Genomic DNA, 18,304 nt, shown 5'->3' on the forward strand with positions numbered 1-18,304 from the left:
GCGGCCGGGCCGGCCGCGCCCCGTCCTTCGGCGCGTCTGCACGTCACATGGCCAGGTGCGCCGGGACGTGCGTCACCTCCTCGATCTCGCCCCCCGCCTTCTTCATCAGATTTCGGGAGAGTTCGTTCAGACAGCGGGCGGCGGCGATCTCCTCGCCGACGCGCTGCTGTTCCCGGTCGTCAGGGTGCCGCTTGGCGTGGCCGTGGGCACGCATCTCGGTGCCGTCCGGGAGCCGGACCATGCAGGCCGCCCGGGTCTTGCCCGCGACCTCGTCCTCGGTGAACTCGACGTCCACGTGCCAGCCGACGATCGTCTTCATGCCACACACCTCCTGGTCACTCCGTCACCTCTCCAGCGTGCACCCGCGGCCCGCCGTGCGCCCATTCGGGCGACAGGCCGTTCGGTGGTGTGCTGAACGGGGTGCACGGGTGCTCCGTACTCATGCGGTGAAACGTCTCTGCGGCAACGACAGGAGCGGCGATGAACGAGCGCGACGAGCCGACGATGCGAGGACTTCCGGACGGCGGCGCGGAGGTGTCGGTGGTACTGCGACTGCGCTGGGACGACATCGCGGCGCTCGGCCGGGAGGCGAGCCGGCTGGCCGAGCAGCGCGGCGCCCCGGTGAGCCTGGACGACGCGGTCAGCCATCGGCTGCGTACCTGGTCCTCCGTGGCGAACGCGCCCGACGACCGGGGCAAGGCCGCGCCGCCCGCCCCTACGACGGCGGCCATCTCCGGCGCCCCGGCCGCCGCCGACCGGGCACGGCACCAGGTGGGTCACCTGAGCGAGACCGCGCCGGTGGCGTCGCTGGCCGCGCACCCGGCGAGGCAGGCATAGGGAGGCCGACATACCGGATCTTTCAGTCATAGGATTTCCGATGGCGGCGATCGGTTTCCCCATTGGCTCCCTATGGGGTTCCCGGCCTACGGTCGGTGCATCGACCGCACGTACCCGGGAGAGAGACCCATGTCGAAGATCCTTTTCGTGATGACCGGCGCCGACCACTGGACGCTGGCGGACGGCACCAAGCACCCGAGCGGCTTCTGGGCCGAGGAGGTCGTGGCCCCCTACGAGGCGTTCACCGCGGCCGGCCACGAGGTGGTGGTGGCCACTCCGGGCGGCGTCGTGCCGACCGTGGACCGGGCGAGCCTCGCGCCCGAGGTCAACGGCGGGCAGGACGGCGCCGACCGGGTCGCCGGCGCCCTCGCGTCGCTCACCGCCCTCCAGCGCCCGGTGGCCCTGGCGGACGTGGACCTCGGCGAGTACGCCGCCGTGTTCTACCCCGGCGGGCACGGACCGATGGAGGACCTGTCGGCCGACGCCGAGTCCGGCCGCCTGCTGACCCGCGCCCTGGAGTCGGGCCTGCCCCTCGGGGTGGTGTGCCACGGTCCGGCCGGGCTGCTCGCCGCCCGCAAGGAGGACGGCACCAACGCCTTCGCGGGCTACCGGCTGACCGGCTTCACCAACGCGGAGGAGACGCAGGCGGGTCTCGCCGAGAAGGCGAAGTGGCTGCTTCAGGACCGTCTGGTGGAGATCGGCGCCGACTTCCGGGAGGGCGAGCCGTGGGCACCGCACGTGGTCGTCGACCGCAACCTGGTGACCGGCCAGAACCCGGCCTCCTCCGCCCCGCTGGCGGCCGAGCTGCTCAAGAAGCTCGGCTGACGGCCCGGCCGGTCACGCGTCGGCGGCGGCGTGGACACGCTCGCCGCCGACGTACGTGAGCACGGCCCGGGCCTCCGCGATGGCCTCCGGCGGCGCCGCGCGCGGGTCGCGGTCCAGGACGACCAGGTCGGCCAGGGCCCCGGGCCGTATGACGCCGGTGTCGTCGAGGTGGTTCACGTGCGCCGAGCCGGCGGTGTACGCGGTGAGCGCGTCGGTCAGACCGATGCGCTGCTCCGGCAGGAAGACCGGACCGGTCCCGCCGGGCAGGACCCGGTTGACGGCGACGTGCACGCCCGCGAGGGGGTCGGGGCTGCTGACCGGCCAGTCGCTGCCCGCCGCGAGCCGTGCCCCGGAGCGCAGCAGGTCGGCGAACGGGTACTGCCGGGCGGCCCGTTCGGGGCCGAGGAACGGAATCGTCAGGTCGTCCATCTGCGGTTCGTGCGCGGCCCACAGCGGCTGGACGGTGGCGGTGGCGCCGAGGCGCGCGAAGCGCGGGACGTCGTCGGGGTGGACGACCTGGAGGTGGGCGAGGTGCGGGCGGGTGTCGCTGGGGCCGTTGGCGCGGCGGGCGGCCTCGATCGCGTCCAGGGCGTCGCGCACGGCGCGGTCGCCGAGGGCGTGGAAGTGGACCTGGAAGCCGAGGGCGTCCAACTCGGTGACGTAGTCGGGCAGTCGGGCCCGGTCCACGAAGCTGGTGCCGCTGTTGGCGGTGGCGCAGCCGCAGCGGTCCAGGTAGGGGTCGAGGAGGGCGGCGGTGCCGTTCTCGGCGACGCCGTCCAGCATGATCTTGACGGTGCGGGCGCGGAACCGGCCGTGGCCGAGGGCCTCCCGCCGTGCGACGAGGTCCGGGATCTGCTCGGCACCGCGCTCGCGGTCCCACCACAGGGCGCCCGAGACCCGGGCGGTGAGCGAGCCGTCGCGGGCGGCGGCCAGGTAGGCGCCGGAGGGGTCGTCCATGCCGAGGAACGTGCCGACGAGGGCGTCCTGCCAGGCGGTCACCCCGAGCGCGTGCAGCGTCCGCTGGGCGTGCAGGAGGGCGGCCAGCCGCTCGGCACCGGTCGACGGCGGGGTGAGGCGTCCGACCAGTCGCATGGCTCCTTCCTGGAGCATGCCGGTGGGTTCGCCGGACGCGTCGCGCTCGATCCGGCCGTCGGACGGGTCGGGGGTGTCGCGGGTGATGCCGGCGAGGGCCAGGGCACGGCTGTTGACCCAGGCACCGTGGTGGTCGCGGTTGGGCAGGTGGACGGGGCGGTCGGGGACGATCGCGTCGAGGAGCCCCTTGGTGGGCGTCCCTCCCTCGAAGGCCTCCATGGACCAGCCGCCGCCGGTGATCCACTCCTGGTCGGGGTGGGCGTCCGCGTAGGCGCGTACGGCGGCGAGGGTGTCCCCGGCCGTCGTGGCCCCGGTGAGGTCGCACCGGGCGGCCTCCAGCCCGGCGGGGACGGGGTGGACGTGCGCGTCCTGGAAGCCGGGCAGCAGCAGGCGGCCGGCCAGCCCCACGACCTCGGTCGCCGGACCGATGAGGTCGCGCACGTCGTGGGCGGTGCCCACGGCGCTGATCCGGCCGCCGGTGACGGCGACGGCGGTCGCGGGCGGCGCGCCGGGAGTGCCGGCGGTGGGCGTGAGGACGGGGCCGCCGGTGAGGACGAGGTCGGCGTGGCGAGGGGTCTGCATGGGCGCCCATCGAACCGGCACGGCCGCTGACAGGTCAATGGCGTTGACATAAGGGCGGCCCGCCGCGACCGTGGGTGCGCACCCCACCCCCTGCGAGGAGCGCCATGGCCGACCGCGTCGTACCCGGATCCGCCCGGCGGCGGCGCCGCCCGACCAAGCAGGGCGTCGTGCTGTCCGAGCGGCTGATCGTGGAGACCGCCCTGCGCCTGATCGGCGAGCACGGGGCGGAGGCGCTCACCGTGCGCCGTCTCGGTCTGGCGCTGGGCGCCGACCCGAGCGCGCTGTACCGGTACTTCCGCGGGACGGACGACCTGCTGCTCGCGGTCGCCGACGAGCTCATCGGCCGGGCGCTGTCGGGCTGGCGGCCCACCGGCGACTGGTGCGAGGACCTGCGGAGCCTGGGGCTGCGCATGCACGCCGGGGCGCTGGCCCAGCCGCAGGCGGCGGTGCTGGGCGCGTGCCGGGTGACGGGGCGCGTCCACGAGATCCGGGCGGTGGAGACGATCCTGGGCATCCTGCGGGGCGCGGGGTTCCCGGACCCGGAGGCGGTGCGGCTCTACCACGCCTTCGTCGACCAGACCCTGGCGTTCGCCGCCCTGGACGCGGCGAACGCGGCGCTGCCCCGGGCGGCCCGGGAGGCGGAGGCGGAGGTGTGGCGGACCACGTACGGGCGGCTGCCCGCGGCGACCCATCCGCATGTCGCCGCGACGGCCCGCCACCTGGTGGCGCGGATGGGCGACAGCGCGTACCCGACGGCGCTGGACCTGCTGCTGTCGGCCGCGGCCGGGCGGCTCGCGCGCCACAGGGCGACGACGCCTCCGGGCCGGCCGGTCAGTCCTTCGTGACCCGGTCGGTCAGGAGCGTGTACGCGAGCTGCAACGCGTCCGCCCCGGCCACCGTCGCCATGGTGGCGACCGCCGCCCGGGTCGCGCGCGGCCACAGCACCCGGCTCGCGGTGAGCGCCGTGCCCACCCACACGCTCATGCAGAACGGGCAGGTCATCAGCTCCCCGGCCGTCCTCCTGGCACCGCCCCTGGGTTTCTCGTCCAGTTCGGCGGGTCCCTGGGGGCCGTGGTACGTCGTGAAGGGCGCCCGCAGCGGGCTGGTCACCGCGCTCTTGGTGAGCAGCCGGCTCAGCCGGAAGGTCGCCACCGCCGTGAGCGCCACGTCCCACGGCTCCGCCCGGTCGGGCGGCGCGGCCCCACTGCGGCGGACGGCCGCCGCCCACCCGGTCACATAGGCGCCGTACCCGGCCAGGGCGGCCAGGTACCCGCCCAGCGGACGGGCGTGGTCCCGGGCGTAGGCGCGGCGGGTGCGTCGCAACAGGTCGGCCATGGGAGCCGACTGCCCGGTGGCGGCGCGGCCAAACGGAGCCGGGGCGGACGTCGTGGTCCCTCCCCGCGCCCCCGCCGCCGACGCGGCATAAAAATGGGATAAGTATCAGCAACCGGGGTAATCGCGCCTCAAAGGGAGATCCGCCAGAAATGCAGGGCGACCTGGCAGGGCCGTCCCGAGGGGAAGGAAGCCCGATCATGGACAGTACGCGCGGTACGCACGTGGCTCCCCGGACCGCCGTGCAGCAGGCCGCGTTCCTCGTGGGCGCCGTCTTCCTGCTGGTGGGCGTGCTGGGGTTCGTTCCCGGGATCACCACCGACTACGACGCCATGGAGTTCGCCTCGCACGACTCCGGGGCCAAGCTGTTCGGCGTGTTCCAGGTGTCGATCCTGCACAACCTCGTCCACCTGCTGTTCGGTCTCGCCGGCCTGTCGATGGCGCGCGCCGCGTCGACCGCCCGGAGCTTCCTCGTCGTCGGTGGCGTCATCTACCTGGCACTGTGGCTGTACGGGCTGTTCATCGACCACGACAGCGGTGCCAACTTCGTGCCGGTCAACACGGCCGACAACTGGCTGCACTTCGCGCTGGGCGTGGGCATGGTCGCGCTGGGGCTCCTCCTCGGCCGCCGGCACCCCGCCCGGTGACGCCGGCGGCCGGTCCGCCTGAGGTAAGCGGTCCCTGAGGTCAGCGGTCGGTGACGCGCCCCAGCGCGTCCCTGGTGCGGTCCAGCATGGCCGCGAACGGGCCCACGACCCACTGGGCGGTGGGTGAGCCGGCGGTCCGCGGGTGCGGGTGGGTGGGGGCGAGTTTCTCCACGAGTCGGAGCTGACCGCCCAGCCTCCTGCGCCGGGTCTCGGGGCACTCCTGGAGCACGGCGGGGAACTCCTCCCGCTCCTCGTGTTCCGCGTGCGCGACGACGTCCTTCTCGAACCTGCGGAGCAGGGCGTCGAACTCGGGGCCGGAGACGTCCATCCGCTCCAGCTCGGCGAGGACCTGGTTCGCCGCCTTCTCCTCCTGGTTGCGGGCCTCGGCCTCCGCTTCGCCGGCGGTGTCGGTGGCGACCGGGCGCAGGATCATCTCCTCCGCCGTCTCGTGCACCGTCAGCAGTGCCCTCAGTGCGTCGAAGGCCTCCTGCCGGGGCCGGCCGCCCCGCGCGTCCCTGACCTCCGCGAAGAGGTCCCGGATGAGCGCGTGCTGGCGCAGCAGGACGGCTATGACGTCGTCGTCGGGAAGCTTCGCGGCCTGTGCTCGTTCTTGTCTGGCGCTGCTCACGGTTCTCCCTCCGTCTCGTTGTCCGGCCGTCCGGCCGTCCGGCACGACAGGAATTGACGAGTCCCACGATGACGACCGGCCATGCCCCGTGGCCCCGCCGCGCGGCCACGGGCTTGGGGGTGGTGTACGGCTCAGATCCGGCCGTGGGCCTTCTGGGCGCGCCGCGACAGCGCGTCGATGACCACGGCGACCAGGAGCACTCCGCCCGTGATCATGAACTGGACGGCGGCCTGGATGCCCAGCAGGGCGACGCCGGAGGCGATCGACTGGATGACCAGGACGCCGAGCAGCGCGGACCAGACCCTGCCGCGTCCGCCGAACAGGCTGGTGCCGCCGATGACCGCCGCCGCGATGGCGTTCATCAGCAGGATGCCACCGCCCGAGGCCTGGCTGGCCGAGGTGACCCGGGAGGCGAGGAAGAGGCCGCCGATCGCGGCCATGGTGCCCGACACCATGAACACCGAGATCCGCACCCAGGGCACCCCGAGACCGGCGCGCCGGGCGGCCTCGACGCCGCCGCCGATCGCGAAGATCATGCGTCCGTAGGTGGTGCGGCGCAGGACGTGGTCGAGCCCGACGAGGACCACCATGAAGATCAGCAGGGCGAGCGGCAGCCCCTGGAACCGGTTGAGGACGAACGCGGCGGCGAAGACCACCACGGCCAGGGCCCCGGTGCGTACGGCGATCTCGGTGAGCGTCCGGGCGGGCACCCCCGCGGCACGGCGCCGCCGCGCGTCGCGGAAGGAGACGAGGAAGTAGCCGGCGGTGCCGAGGGCCGCCACCCCGTAGGCGACCGCCACGTCGTGGAAGTAGTGGGCGGTGAGCATGGCGACCAGGCCCTCGTCGTCGAGGTTGATGGTGCCGCTCGACCCGAGGACGTACAGCATCAGGCCGTTCCAGCCCAGCAGGCCGGCGAGGGTCACCACGAACGCGGGCACCCCGACCTTGGCGAAGAAGAATCCGTGGACGGCCCCGATGGCCGCGGCCATGACCACGGCGATGAGGACGGCCATGCCTTCCGCCATGCCATGCTGGACGTTCAGGACGGCGAAGACGGCCGCCGCGAGGCCGCTCACCGATCCGACCGACAGGTCGATCTCGCCCAGGAGGAGGACGAAGACCACGCCCACGGCGATCAGCCCGGTGCCGACGATGTCGACGCTCAGGTTCGACAGGTTGCGCGGCGAGAGGAAGTTGTCGTTCAGGATGACGAAGATCAGCCAGATCGAGGCCAAGCTGAGCAGGACGGGGACGGAGCCCAGTTCGCCGCTGCGGAGGCTGTCCCGCAGGGCCTGGGCGTGGTGCGCCTTCGCGCCGGTGGTGCCGCCCGGAGAGGTGGCCCGGCCGGGGGCGGTGGCGCCGCCCTTGCCGGCCCTGCCCTTCGGGCCGCTCATCAGTCCACCTCCCACTCGCGGGACGCCCGCCGGGTGACGGCGTTGTCGGTGGCCCCGGTGATGGAGGAGATGATCTGCTCGTGGGAGGTCGTCGTCACGTCGAAGAAGCCGTTGTTCCGGCCGAGGCGGAGGACGGCGATCCAGTCCGCGACCGCCTTGACGTCCCCCATGTTGTGGCTGATGAGCAGGACACCGAGTCCCCGTTCGCGCAGCCGGTCGACGAGGTCGAGCACCTGGGCGGTCTGTTCGATGCCGAGCGCGGCGGTGGGCTCGTCGAGCAGGACGAGCCTGGGCTCGCCCAGCAGCGAGCGGGAGATGGCGACGGTCTGCCGCTGCCCGCCGGACAGGGCGGCGACCGGAACGCGGACGCTGGGCATCCGGATGGAGAAGGTGTCGAGCAGGCCGAGGGTGCGCCGCTCCATCTCGACCTCGTCCAGGACGCCCACCCGGTGGATCTCCCGGCCGAGGAAGAGGTTGCCGACGACATCGAGGTTGTCGCACAGGGCCAGGTCCTGGTACACGGTCGCGATGCCGAGGGCCTGCGCGTCGTGCGGGCGGCCGATGTGGACGGGCCTGCCGCGCCACTCGATCACCCCCTGGTCGGCCGGGTCCACGCCCGCGACGACCTTGACCAGGGTCGATTTGCCGGCGCCGTTGTCCCCCACCAGCGCGACGACCTCACCGGCGCGGATCTCCAGGTCGATGCCGGCGAGCGCCTGCACGGCACCGAACCGCTTGGAGATGCCCTTGAGCGCCAGGAGGGGTGGTGGGGACATGCGGACCTCCTACGGGGTCAGTCCGGCCCGCCGGCAGTCGGCCGCGAACTTCGGGGTGCAGATCTGGTCAATGGTGTACATACCGTCCTTGACCACGGTTTCCTCGATGTTGTCGGCGGTCACGGAGACCGGCGTGAGCAGGACGGAGGGGATGCCTTTGGTGGTGGGGCTGTCCACCCGGCCCGTCGCCACGCCGTCCGGCCGCTGGCCCCGTACCAGCGCGACGGCCATCTCGGCGGCGGCGTACGCCTCCAGCCGGAACGGCTTGTAGACGGTCATGTACTGCTCCCCCGCGACGATCCGCTGGATGCCGGCGAGCTCCGCGTCCTGCCCGGTCACCGGCGGCAGCGGCCGGATCTTGGCCGACTTGAGCGCGGAGATGACACCGGCGGCGAGGCCGTCGTTCGCGGAGTACACGCCGTCGATGCTCCCGGCGCCCAGGGCGGCGATGGCGCCGGACATGTTGATGTGGGCGTTCACCGGCCGCCACTCGGCGGTGTCGTACGCCTTGCCGATCCTGACCCTGCCTTCGAGGGCGGACAGCGCGCCCTCCTTGAACCACGCCGAGTTGGGGTCGGTGGCGGCGCCGTTCATCATCACGATCTGGCCGCCGTGCGCCTCGTCGCCGAGGGCCCGCAGCAGCGCCTCGCCCTGGAGCCGGCCCACCCGGGCGCCGTCGAAGGAGACGTACGCCGAGATGGGGCCCTCCACGAGCCGGTCGTAGGCGACGACCTCGATGCCCGCCTCCCGGGCGCGGTCGACCGAGGAGCGCAGCGACCTGGAGTCGACGGCGTCCAGGATCAGCACCCGGACGCCCTTGGTGATCATCGCGTCGACCTGCTGCTGCTGGGTCGCCACATCGTGCTGGGCGCTGGCGAACTCCACGTCGCACTCGGCGCACAGCTCGGCGATCCGCTTCTCGATCAGCGGCCGGTCGAACGTGTCGAAGCGGTTGGTGTTGTCCGGCAGCAGCAGACCGATCCCCCGGCCGTCCCGGGCGACCTGGGTACCGGGCTCCCGCACCTCGGCGGCCTGGCCGCAGGCCGCGAGGCCCGAGGTGAGGGCCAGCCCGGCCGCCAGCAGCAGCGCGGGCCCGGTCCGGCGGCGGCGCGTGCGCGTCCCGCTCACCTTGATCGCCTCCTCCTGTCGCGGCGCGGGCGCGGCCCGGCGCCGTCACCGCTTCCGTCCTCCGCGCCGCTTCCGTCCCCGTCCCCGGGCGGTTCGCGCGGCGACACGGCGATCTCGCACCACACCTGCTTGCCGCCGCTGAGCGGCACCGACCCCCACGACGTGGACACCGCCTCCACCAGCAGCAGCCCCCGGCCGCCGGTCGCCTCCCAGTCCACGCTGGTGGCCTTGACCGGGGCACGCGGCGAGGCGTCGTTGACGGCGATGCGCAGGCGGTCGGCCGCCAGGGTCAGGTCGAGCCGCACCTCCCCCTGGGTGTGCGCGATGGCGTTGGTGACCAGCTCGGACACCGCCAGCAGGGCCATGTCGACCTCCTCCGTCACGCCCCACCCGCGCAGGGTGCGCCCCGTGAAGCGGCGGGCGTGCATGACGGCGTCGGGCAGCCGCCACACCGCCCACCGGGCGCGGATGGGCCGGACCCGCATCCCGTCGTAGCGCAGCAGCAGGACCGCCACGTCGTCGTCCCGCCGGCGCGTGCCGGCGACCAGCCCGTCGGCGATCCGCCCCGGGTCGGCCGGGTCGGCGCCCCGCAGCGTCGCGCACACGGCGCGCATCCCGTCCTCCAGGCGGAGGGACGCGGACTCCACCAGGCCGTCGGTGAGCAGGGCGATCAGGGTTCCGGGGCTGACCCCGACCTCGGTCAGCGGGTACTCGGCCTCGGCCATGACACCGAGCGGCGGCCCGCCCTCGATCTCCGGGGCCTCGGTGGTGCCGTCGGGGAGCCGCAGCAGCGGTGGCAGGTGCCCGGCCCGGACGATCCAGGCGAGGCCCTCCTCCATGTCGAGGTCGACATAGCAGCAGGTGGCGAACAGGTCGGTCTCCATGCCGACGAGCAGCCGGTTGGCGTGCGCCACGACGACGTCGGGCGGGTGGCCCTCCACCGCGTACGCCCGGATCGCCGTGCGCATCTGCCCCATGATGGTGGCGGCCCCGGCGCTGTGTCCCTGGACGTCGCCGATGACCAGGGCCACGTGCCCGTCGGAGAGCGGGATGACGTCGTACCAGTCGCCGCCGACCTCCAGGCCGACGGTCGCGGGCAGGTACCGCGCCACCGCCTCGCCGCCCGGCAGCGCCGGGAGCTTGCGCGGAAGCAGGCTGCGCTGGAGCATCGTGGCCAGTTCGTGCCCGGCGTTCAGGGCGTGGGCGCGCGTCAGCGCCTGGCCCACCAGACCGGCCGTCGCGGTCAGCAGGGAGCGCTCCTCCGGTCCGAAGCGGTGGTCGCCGTCCCATCCGACGAGGCAGACCCCCACCATGCGGCCGTCCGCCGGGAGCGGCAGGATCGCCAGGCCGCCGGGGCCGATGCCGGCGAGGCCGGGTTCGAGCGGGGTGCCGGGCGGCCACAGGGCCACATGGCCCTCCCGCAGCGCGCTCTCCAGGGTCGGCATGGTGTGGCTGGAGGCGTCCGGCCACTCCGAGCGCCACTCCGAGCGCCATGCGCCGGGCCAGGCGTCGGGCTGCGGCGGGTCCAGGAGGGTGACCACGAGGCGGTCGCCCTCCAGCTCGGCGACTGCGATCCGGGTGGCCCCCAGCGGGGCGCGCAGGGACTCGACGACCACCCTGCTGACGTCCCGGATGGTGGTGGCGCCGGCCAGCGCGGCGGACAGCCGCTGCACCAGGGACACCTCGTCGGGGGTGGGGCGCAGGTAGGAGGCGTCGCCCACCACGCCCAGCACGCGCTCGGGCCGCCCGTCCGGGCCGCCCAGGACGCGGCAGCGCAGCCCGAGCCAGCGCAGTTCACCGCCGGGCCGGCGGATGCGGAACGCGAGCTGCTGGTGGGCGTCCGACCGGTCCGGCTCGACGACCGACATCAGCGCCGGTACGTCGTCGGGTACGGCGCGCTCCAGCAGGGTGGACACCTGCCCGTCGAAGTCGGCGGGCGGAACGCCGAGCAGGTGGAGCACCTGCGTGTCCACGTCCATCCGCCCGGTCCGCAGCGTCAGCACGAAGGTCCCGCCGCGCAGCGGCAGCAGCGGCGGGCCCGTGGGCGAGCCCACCTGCACGGGCGCCGTGACGCGGGCCGCCGCCGCCTCCAGCCCGGCGGCCGTCTGGTCGGCGTAGAGCTCCAGGAACGCGCGCTGGTCGGCGCCGAAGCCGTCACCGTCCTTGCGCACCACGACGAGGCAGCCCAGCAACTGCGGGGCCGTCCCGAGCGGCAGCGCGCCCAGCGACACCGGCCCGCCCGCCCCGGCGGGGCCGGGCTCCTTCGAGGTCACCCACCGGGGCCGCCCGGCGCGGCAGGCGTCGGCCACCGCGGACGGCCCGGACAGGGCGTACACCGGGGGCAGCCCGTGGGCGCGCGAGTCACCGGCCGCCTCGGCCAGCCGCAGCTCGTCACCGCTGTCCGCCAGTACGTAGACAGCGGCGGTCTCCGCCCCGAAGGTAGCGAAGATCTGCCCGGTCAACGCGTGCACCGCCTCCCGCGCGGGCAGCCACCCGTGTGCGCCGCTCTTACCCCATGCTCCTCCTTCCCGGGCGCGGGGAGCCACTCAGGGGCGTCAGCCCCCCGCCGGGAAGGCGTCGGCGCGGACGTGCGGCATGGGGCTGCTGCTCACCCGGTAGGGGTCGTCGGGCGGGCGCGCCGCCGGGGTGATGCGCACGGTCAGCGGCCCCGCCCACTCGTACCCCTTCTCGTCGCCGTGGCGGGCCAGCACGTCCGTCAGGGCCTGGCCCACGTCACCGCCCCCGCGGCGCAGCAGCGTCTCGTGGACCCGGGCGTCCAGCTCCACCTCGTAGGCGTTGGGCACGACCACTCTGCTCCCGCTGCACACCACGGCGTGGTCGTCGCACTCGTGGCGCAGCGCGTCGAGCAGCTCGACCGGTTCGTGGTGGAGGGCCTTGGAGACGAGCGCGCTCTGCCAGCGCTCTAGGGCCCGTTCCCATCGCGTCAGGGTTCCCATGGCCATTCGTCGGGGCTCCGCTCCCTCGTCACCGGCGCCCGCGCAGCCGGCCGAGCAGCCGGCGGGCCCGGTCGCGGTTGCGCGGGTCGGCGGCGGCGCGGCGCGCCGACGCGATGGTCCGCTGCCCCTGCGGGCTGCGGGTGAACTGCTTGATGCGTGTCATCAGTCCGGACATGGCACCTCCCGAAGTGTGTGTGCGTACCGCCCGCCTACCCGGTGGCGTCCGACGGATGTGTGGCCGTCGCCATCAGACGTTTCATGGAGGCGGCGGCGCGCACGGCCGCGTCGGCGCAGCAGTTGTTGAACAGCACGTGCACACGCGCGACCCGGGAGGCCAGGGCGTGGAGGCGGGGCCGCCACTCCGCGAGCTCGCCGGGCGCGTAGCTGTGCCGGAACCGGTCCTCCTTGCTGCCCCTGCCCCAGGCGGGGCTGCGCCCGTGGAAGCGGACCACCGCGAGGTCGGGCGACGTGACCGGGGTGACCGGGGGGATGGAGCCGGGCAGGCCCTGCGCCATGTCCACGGCCACGGCGGCCGCGTCCAGCTCCGTCAGCAGGGCGGTGGTACGGGCGCGGTGGTCGTCGAGCCACCAGCCGGGGTGGCGGAACTCCACGGCGACGGGCCAGTCGGCGGCGCGCCGCCGGGTGTGCCGCAGGACGGTCTCGGACCGGGCGCCGGGGGCGAACCAGGGCGGGAACTGGAACAGCAGGGTGCCGAGGCGGCCGGTGTCGCGCAGCGGGCGCAGCGCGTCGCTGAAACGGTGCCAGATCTCGTTCAGGAACCCGGGGTCGCCGGTGGCGTGGGCCCGGGCGCGCAGGTCGGCGGGGAGGGCGGCGGGGCGGGTGGGGTGGCCGGTGAGGAGGGAGAACGCCTTGACGTCGAACCGGAAACCCGGCGGGGTGCGCTCGGTCCACAGGAGGCTGTTGCGGATGCTGGGCAGTGCGTAGTACGTGGCGTCGACCTCGACCACGGGGAAGTGCTCGGCGTAGTGCCTCAGCCGTCCTTCCGCGTCCCGTCGCCCCGGCGGGTACCACCCGCTGCTCACAAGTGCCTTGTCCGTCCAGGAACATGTACCGATCAGGATCTCACCCATGCGGCCCGCCTACCCCGGTGCGGGCGGCCGCCACGACGTCCACGAGGAACCCGATGACCGACGCCCCAGCCCCCCGCGGCTCCGCTCCTTCGTTCCTGCTGCACCCGGGCGACCCGGGCTCGCCCGTGCTCCTCCACGTCCCGCACTCGGCGCGCGCCATACCGGCGGAGGTCCGCGCCGGCATCGTGCTGGACGACCGCGCCCTCGCGGTGGAGCTGGACCACATCACCGACGCGTACACGGCGGAGGTCGCCGCGGGAGCGGCCGAGGGCGCGCGGGTCGCGCCCTGGCGGTTCGTCAACCAGCTCTCCCGGCTGGTCGTCGACCCGGAGCGGTTTCCCGACGAGCGCGAGGAGATGGCGGCCGTGGGCATGGGCGCGGTCTACACGCGCACCACGCACCGCGAGGAACTGCGCCCGGCCGGTTGCGACGCCCGGCCCCTGATCGAGCGTTGGTTCCGCCCCTACGCGGAGGCGATGACGAGGGCCGTGGCCGAGCGGCTCGACGCGGCCGGGCGCGCCGTGATCGTCGACGTCCACTCCTACCCGGCGAAGGCGCTGCCCTACGAGCTGCACGGCGACGGGCCGCGCCCGCCGGTCTGCCTGGGCACCGACGCGTTCCACACCCCGGCGCCGCTGCTGGACGCGGCGCGCCGGGCGTTCGAGGACTTCGGCGGGACGGAGCTGAACACCCCCTTCGCGGGCACGTACGTGCCGCTGCGGTACTACGGGAAGGACCCGCGGGTGAGCGCGCTGATGGTGGAGATCCGGCGCGACCTGTACCTGGACGGGCGCGGCGAGCCCGTCCAGCGGGGTGTCGACGCGCTGTCGGGCGCGCTGGCGGCTCTCGTGGACGCCGTTCAGCACACCTTCCGGTAGGGGATGCCGGGCAGGTACGTCCGCCACTCGGCGGGCGAGAGCGTCCCTCCTGCGCGGCGGCACACCTCGGTGACCGCTCGCGCCGGGTCGATGTCGTACGTCTGGACGGGGACGCGTGCCCCCGTCGCGTGCAGGGTCCGGCCGTCCGGGCCGAAGGCGAGCGACAGGACGGCGTCGCCCGCGCCGGGCAGGGCGGTGCCCAGCGGCTGCTGGGAGGCGACGTCCCACAGCCGCACGGTGCCGTACGACCCGGCGGCGGCGAGGAGGGAACCGTCGGGCGAGAAGGCCACGGCGGTGGTCTCCTCCGGGAGGCCCGGCATGCCCTTGGACAGGCCGCCGGACAGCAGCCCGAGCGGTGTGCGCAGCCGCCCGTCCCACAGGGTGATGCCGGCCCCCGAGTCGACCACGGCGGCGCGGTCGCCGGCGGGGCTGAACACGGTGCGGCACGCGCAGTTCTCCAGCCCGGTGCGCTCGTGGCCGTCCCCCGTGGTGCGGACGAGGGAGCCCATGTCCGTCAGGACCGCTCCGCCGTCGGGCAGGACGGCGGTCAGCGCTCCGGCGTCCCCGTTGACGCCGTCGTTCCTCCCCCGGTCCAGGACCCGCAGCTTCGTGCCGTCGGCGGCGTCCCGGACCGTGATCCCGCCGCCCGAGTCGGATGTGGTCATCAGGGTCCTGCCGTCCGGGCCGAGCGCGACACCGGTGAACGCCATGTCCTCGGGCGAGGCGGTGATGTCCGCGAGGCTCCGGTTGCGGGTGGTGTCCCACACGGTGATCCGGGTCGGCTGCCCGAGGACGTCGGCCGCGTCCCGGCCGAAGGCGAGGCGCCGTCCGTCGGCGCTCAGCGACATCAGGACGGGGGAGTCCGCCGAGGCTCCGCCCGTCGGTGCCGCGGGGACGGTGGCCAGGTGCCGGCCCGTACGACCGTCGAGGAGGGACAGGCGGCCGGCGCGGACGACGGCGACGACACGGCCGTCGGCGCTGTGGACGGCCTGGGTGGCCGCGCCGTCCTGCCACGAGGAGTCCATGGCCCGGCTCACGTCGAGGCTGCGCACGGTCTGGGTGCCCTGGGGGTTGCCGGTCGTGTAGCGCAGCACACGGGCCCGTGTGTCGATGCGTACCTCTTCGGGCCCCTCCTCCGCCACCGGGTGCCGGAAGACCGGGCCGTGGGGGCGGTCCAGGCGCCACAGGAGGATGTCGCCCGTACCGACGCCGGCCGCGAACCTCCCGTCGGGGCTGAAGACGAAGTCCACGGGAGCGACCTGCTCGAGCCTGGGCAGCTCCTTGCCCGAGGAGACGTCGACGCGTCTGAGGCCGTGTCCGTCCTGGATGGCCAGGGCGCGCCCGTCCGGGGTGAACCACGGGACGCCCTCCGCCTCGCAGGACGGCCGGCCGGTCCAGGCGGTGTCCGCGCGGCGGTCGGTGCGCAGGTCCCAGAGCTGCAGCCCGCCCGGGGTGCACAGGGCGAGCGACCGGCCGTCCGGGGAGACGTCGCCCCACAACCGGTCGTCCTCGCCGGGGAACGCACGGGCGAACCGCCGTGTGCCGCTGCGGACGTCCCACACCTCCACGCGGTCGTCCACCCGCACCACCACGGAGTTCCCGCTGTGGCTGAACGCCAGGGCGTAGCTCGACCCCTCGAGACCCTCCGCCCCCGCGACGACGGCGGAGCCGGGGGGCGCCGTGTCGCGGGCGAGGGGCGGGCCGTGCCAGCGCCCGGCCCGTATGTCCCACAGCCGCAGCCGCGAGCCCGTGTCGGTCCAGACGGTCAGGAACCGTCCGTCGGGCGAGATCTGGTGCCCCAGGGTCGAGGCGTCCTCGTCGAACGGGGTCCGGTAGGTGGCCGAGGCCCGCCGGGTCCGCAGGTCCCACAGGGTGACCTTGTTCGCCTCCGCGCTGATCAGTGTGCGGCCGTCGGCGCTCAGGGCCGTCGACTCCTCCGGGCCGCCCGGCGGGGTGAACGGTTCCAGCTCCGGCTGGGCCAGCGCGCCCAGCAGGGCCGAGCGGGTCTCCGGTGTGCGGTTGAGCTGCCAGGCGGCCACGCTCAGGCGCAGCGCGGTGCGCGGGTCGGAGGGGCGCAGCCCCTCGGCGGCCGTGGCGGCGCGGCGGGCCGCAGACGCGAGGCGCTCGTGCTCACTGGTCCGGTTCTGCTGCCAGGCGACGGTGCCGACGACGAGGGCGAGGACGAGCAGCAGGACGGCGGAGCCGACCAGGGCGCGGTGGCGCCGGCGCTCCCGGGTGCGGGTGGCGCGGCCGGCGTCGAGGAACTCCCGCTCCAGCGGGGTCAGGTCGCCGTCGCGGCCGGTGCCGGCGAAGCACTCCTCGGCCTCGGCGAGCCGGACGCCGCGGTAGAGCGCTCCGGCGTCCCTGCCCAGGTCCCGCCAGGCGATGGCGGCCTGGGTGAGGCGGCGCAGGACGCGCAGCCGGTCACGGTCGTCCTCGATCCAGGCGGTGAGGCGGGGCCAGCCGCTGATCAGTGCCTCGTGGGCGAGGTGGACGGTGGTGCCGTCCAGGGTGATCAGGCGGGCGCGGGCCAGGCGGTCCAGTACGGCGTCGACCTCCCCGGCGCGTTCCGGGCCGCCCGTCTCCAGTTCCGCGCGGTCCACCGGGCGGCGGGTGTCGGCGGTGCCGTCGCCGGGGGCGATGAGCCGCAGCAGGACGCGCCGCGTGAGGGCGGCCTGCTCCCGGTCGAGCCCGGCGTACAGCTCCTCCGCCGTCTGGGCGATGGCGCCGCGTACGCCGCCGGCCGCCTCGTACGCCCTGAGGGTGAGGGTGCGGCCGGAGCGCCGGCGCCAGGTCTCCAGCAGGGCGTGGGAGAGCAGCGGCAGGCCGCCGGGCTCCCCGGCGGTCTCCTCCACGAGCCGGGCGGTCAGGGCGCGTTCGACGATGAGGCCGCGTGCGGCGGCGGGCTTGACGACGGCCTCCCGGAGTTCCTCGGGGCGCATCGGGCCCACGGGTACTCCGGCGTCGCGCAGCACGTCCACCAGTCCGGGGTGCTCGAGGCACCGCCCGAAGAAGTCCGCGCGGATGCCGAGGACCACGCGCAGCCGGGCGGCCGGCTCCCGGGCGGCCAGCAGCGTGGCGATGAACTCGGCGCGTTCGGCGGGGTCGGGGCAGAGGGTGAAGACCTCCTCGAACTGGTCGACCAGGACGTGGGTGTCGCCCCTGCCGGGGGCCGGCCGCAGCGCGGCGCCGTGGGTGCGCACGGGGTGCTCGCCGGGGGTGAGGATGCGGATCGCGGCCGGCCGTGGCTCCGTCGCCTGCCGCAGCCGGGGTATGAGGCCGGCGCGCAGCAGGGAGGACTTCCCGCTGCCGGACGGCCCGACGACCGCCGCGCACCGGTGGGTGCGGGTGAGTTCCAGGAGGTTGTCCACGAGGGGCGCGCGTCCGAAGAACACCTCGGCGTGCCCGGGTTCGAACCGGGCCAGTCCCCGGTACGGCGGGTCCTCGCCGTCCCCGTTCTCCTGCGGGACGGCGGCGACCTCCTCCGCCACGGCGTGCCACCGCTTCTCCCACTCCGCCGCGTCGCCGCCGCACGCCGCCACGTAGGCGAGGGTCACCGCCAGCGTCGGCAGCCGCTCCCCCGACGCGGCCTGTGACAGCGCGGGCGCGGAGTACGACGACCGTCGTGCCATCGCCCGGTAGGTGGGGCCGCCGGCCCCGGCGCGCAGCGTGCGCAACTCCACCGCGAAGCGCTCGACCGGTCCCGCTGCGGGATCGAGCGGATTCTCACGACGACCCATGTCCAGCCCCCCCGTGGCCGTGGTCCGTACCGCAGTTGTGCCGCCGTCACGCTAGGACGCCTGTTCGCGGCGGCCAAGGCGGCGCGCGCCGGGGCGGCGGATTGATTACCCGCACGAACAGGGGCTGTCAATCAATGCTCCGGCCGCTGGACTCGTTGGCGAGCGGCCCCCGCCGGGGTGCCGCGCTCCGGTGTTCCGCAGTCGGCGGACGAGAGAGAGGAACGGTTCATGACCGAGCCCGTGGACGTGGCGGTCGAGACCGCCGAGGACGTGCCCTACCCGGTCGGCGGGGCGGGGGTGTTCGACGTCGACCCGGACCAGGCCGGCGTCAGCCAGGACCCCGACGACGAGGTGACCGGGGACGTCGAGGCCCTTCCGGAAGACGTGGAGTTCTGAC

18 protein-coding genes are annotated in these 18,304 nt (G+C 74.6%); 6 read left to right on the forward strand and 12 right to left on the reverse strand.

Annotation, left to right across the window (positions count from 1 at the left end):
* Positions 1-43: 43 nt before the first annotated feature.
* A complete protein-coding gene (locus tag E2B92_RS02545) occupies positions 44-319 on the reverse strand; it encodes a DUF1876 domain-containing protein (protein WP_126885765.1) in 276 nt (91 codons plus the stop codon).
* A gap of 161 nt (positions 320-480) precedes the next feature.
* Between E2B92_RS02545 and E2B92_RS02550 the strand changes: the two genes are divergently transcribed.
* On the forward strand, positions 481-837 hold the full coding sequence (locus E2B92_RS02550; RefSeq protein WP_235023652.1) for a hypothetical protein: 357 nt from the start codon (positions 481-483) through the stop codon (positions 835-837).
* A 129-nt stretch (positions 838-966) separates the two neighbouring features.
* Positions 967-1,662, forward strand: coding sequence for a type 1 glutamine amidotransferase domain-containing protein (locus E2B92_RS02555; RefSeq protein ID WP_126885763.1), 696 nt, complete (start codon positions 967-969; stop codon positions 1,660-1,662).
* 12 nt (positions 1,663-1,674) lie between these two features.
* On the opposite strand, the gene E2B92_RS02560 is transcribed toward E2B92_RS02555, so the two are convergent.
* Entirely contained in the window at positions 1,675-3,336 is a 1,662-nt protein-coding gene (locus E2B92_RS02560; protein ID WP_126885761.1) for an amidohydrolase, read from the reverse strand.
* Positions 3,337-3,440: 104 nt separating this feature from the next.
* On the opposite strand from E2B92_RS02560, the gene E2B92_RS02565 reads away from it, so the two are divergent.
* Complete coding sequence (locus E2B92_RS02565; protein WP_126885759.1) at positions 3,441-4,181, forward strand: helix-turn-helix domain-containing protein; 741 nt, start codon at positions 3,441-3,443, stop codon at positions 4,179-4,181.
* On the opposite strand, the gene E2B92_RS02570 is transcribed toward E2B92_RS02565, so the two are convergent.
* A complete protein-coding gene (locus E2B92_RS02570; protein ID WP_126885757.1) occupies positions 4,168-4,671 on the reverse strand; it encodes a DUF1360 domain-containing protein in 504 nt (167 codons plus the stop codon). The two genes, E2B92_RS02565 and E2B92_RS02570, sit on opposite strands and share 14 nt — an antisense overlap.
* Positions 4,672-4,868: 197 nt before the next feature.
* Between E2B92_RS02570 and E2B92_RS02575 the strand changes: the two genes are divergently transcribed.
* On the forward strand, positions 4,869-5,315 hold the full coding sequence (locus E2B92_RS02575) for a DUF4383 domain-containing protein (protein ID WP_126885755.1): 447 nt from the start codon (positions 4,869-4,871) through the stop codon (positions 5,313-5,315).
* Between the two features lie 40 nt (positions 5,316-5,355).
* On the opposite strand, the gene E2B92_RS02580 is transcribed toward E2B92_RS02575, so the two are convergent.
* The 8 genes from E2B92_RS02580 to E2B92_RS02610 all read right to left on the reverse strand — a co-directional run bounded on the left by E2B92_RS02580 (position 5,356) and on the right by E2B92_RS02610 (position 13,289).
* Positions 5,356-5,943 (reverse strand): hemerythrin domain-containing protein, encoded by a 588-nt coding sequence (locus tag E2B92_RS02580; protein ID WP_126885753.1) that lies wholly within the window; start codon positions 5,941-5,943, stop codon positions 5,356-5,358.
* Between the two features lie 131 nt (positions 5,944-6,074).
* On the reverse strand, positions 6,075-7,337 hold the full coding sequence (locus E2B92_RS02585) for a sugar ABC transporter permease (protein WP_126885751.1): 1,263 nt from the start codon (positions 7,335-7,337) through the stop codon (positions 6,075-6,077).
* The gene (locus tag E2B92_RS02590) at positions 7,337-8,113 is read right to left on the reverse strand and encodes an ATP-binding cassette domain-containing protein (RefSeq protein ID WP_126885749.1); all 777 of its coding nucleotides are present in this window, start codon (positions 8,111-8,113) and stop codon (positions 7,337-7,339) included. Before E2B92_RS02590 ends, E2B92_RS02585 begins: the two co-directional genes overlap by 1 nt.
* A 9-nt stretch (positions 8,114-8,122) precedes the next feature.
* Positions 8,123-9,241, reverse strand: coding sequence for a sugar ABC transporter substrate-binding protein (locus E2B92_RS02595; protein WP_235023653.1), 1,119 nt, complete (start codon positions 9,239-9,241; stop codon positions 8,123-8,125).
* Positions 9,238-11,712: a SpoIIE family protein phosphatase gene (locus E2B92_RS02600; RefSeq protein ID WP_327437480.1), complete on the reverse strand. Its 2,475-nt coding sequence runs from the start codon at positions 11,710-11,712 to the stop codon at positions 9,238-9,240. The genes E2B92_RS02595 and E2B92_RS02600 overlap by 4 nt, the downstream gene beginning before the upstream one ends.
* 84 nt (positions 11,713-11,796) lie before the next feature.
* On the reverse strand, positions 11,797-12,204 hold the full coding sequence (locus E2B92_RS02605) for a DUF3662 domain-containing protein (protein ID WP_312846065.1): 408 nt from the start codon (positions 12,202-12,204) through the stop codon (positions 11,797-11,799).
* A 22-nt stretch (positions 12,205-12,226) separates the two neighbouring features.
* Entirely contained in the window at positions 12,227-12,373 is a 147-nt protein-coding gene (locus E2B92_RS32875) for a hypothetical protein (RefSeq protein WP_185923606.1), read from the reverse strand.
* A 34-nt stretch (positions 12,374-12,407) separates the two neighbouring features.
* Complete coding sequence (locus E2B92_RS02610; protein WP_133087372.1) at positions 12,408-13,289, reverse strand: DUF72 domain-containing protein; 882 nt, start codon at positions 13,287-13,289, stop codon at positions 12,408-12,410.
* Positions 13,290-13,342: 53 nt separating this feature from the next.
* On the opposite strand from E2B92_RS02610, the gene E2B92_RS02615 reads away from it, so the two are divergent.
* Positions 13,343-14,167, forward strand: coding sequence for an N-formylglutamate amidohydrolase (locus E2B92_RS02615; RefSeq protein WP_126885743.1), 825 nt, complete (start codon positions 13,343-13,345; stop codon positions 14,165-14,167).
* Here E2B92_RS02615 and E2B92_RS02620 read toward each other — a convergent pair.
* Positions 14,149-17,907 carry a WD40 repeat domain-containing protein gene (locus E2B92_RS02620; RefSeq protein WP_126885741.1) on the reverse strand — a complete coding sequence of 1,253 codons (3,759 nt, stop codon included), beginning with the start codon at positions 17,905-17,907 and terminating at the stop codon, positions 14,149-14,151. The two genes, E2B92_RS02615 and E2B92_RS02620, sit on opposite strands and share 19 nt — an antisense overlap.
* Positions 17,908-18,135: 228 nt before the next feature.
* Here E2B92_RS02620 and E2B92_RS32600 point away from each other — a divergent pair, with 228 nt between their 5' ends.
* Positions 18,136-18,303: a hypothetical protein gene (locus tag E2B92_RS32600; protein WP_160159730.1), complete on the forward strand. Its 168-nt coding sequence runs from the start codon at positions 18,136-18,138 to the stop codon at positions 18,301-18,303.
* The last annotated feature ends 1 nt before the right edge of the window (position 18,304 follow it).

It is taken from the genome of Streptomyces sp. WAC05374 (assembly GCF_004353505.1).
Taxonomy (GTDB): domain Bacteria; phylum Actinomycetota; class Actinomycetes; order Streptomycetales; family Streptomycetaceae; genus Streptomyces.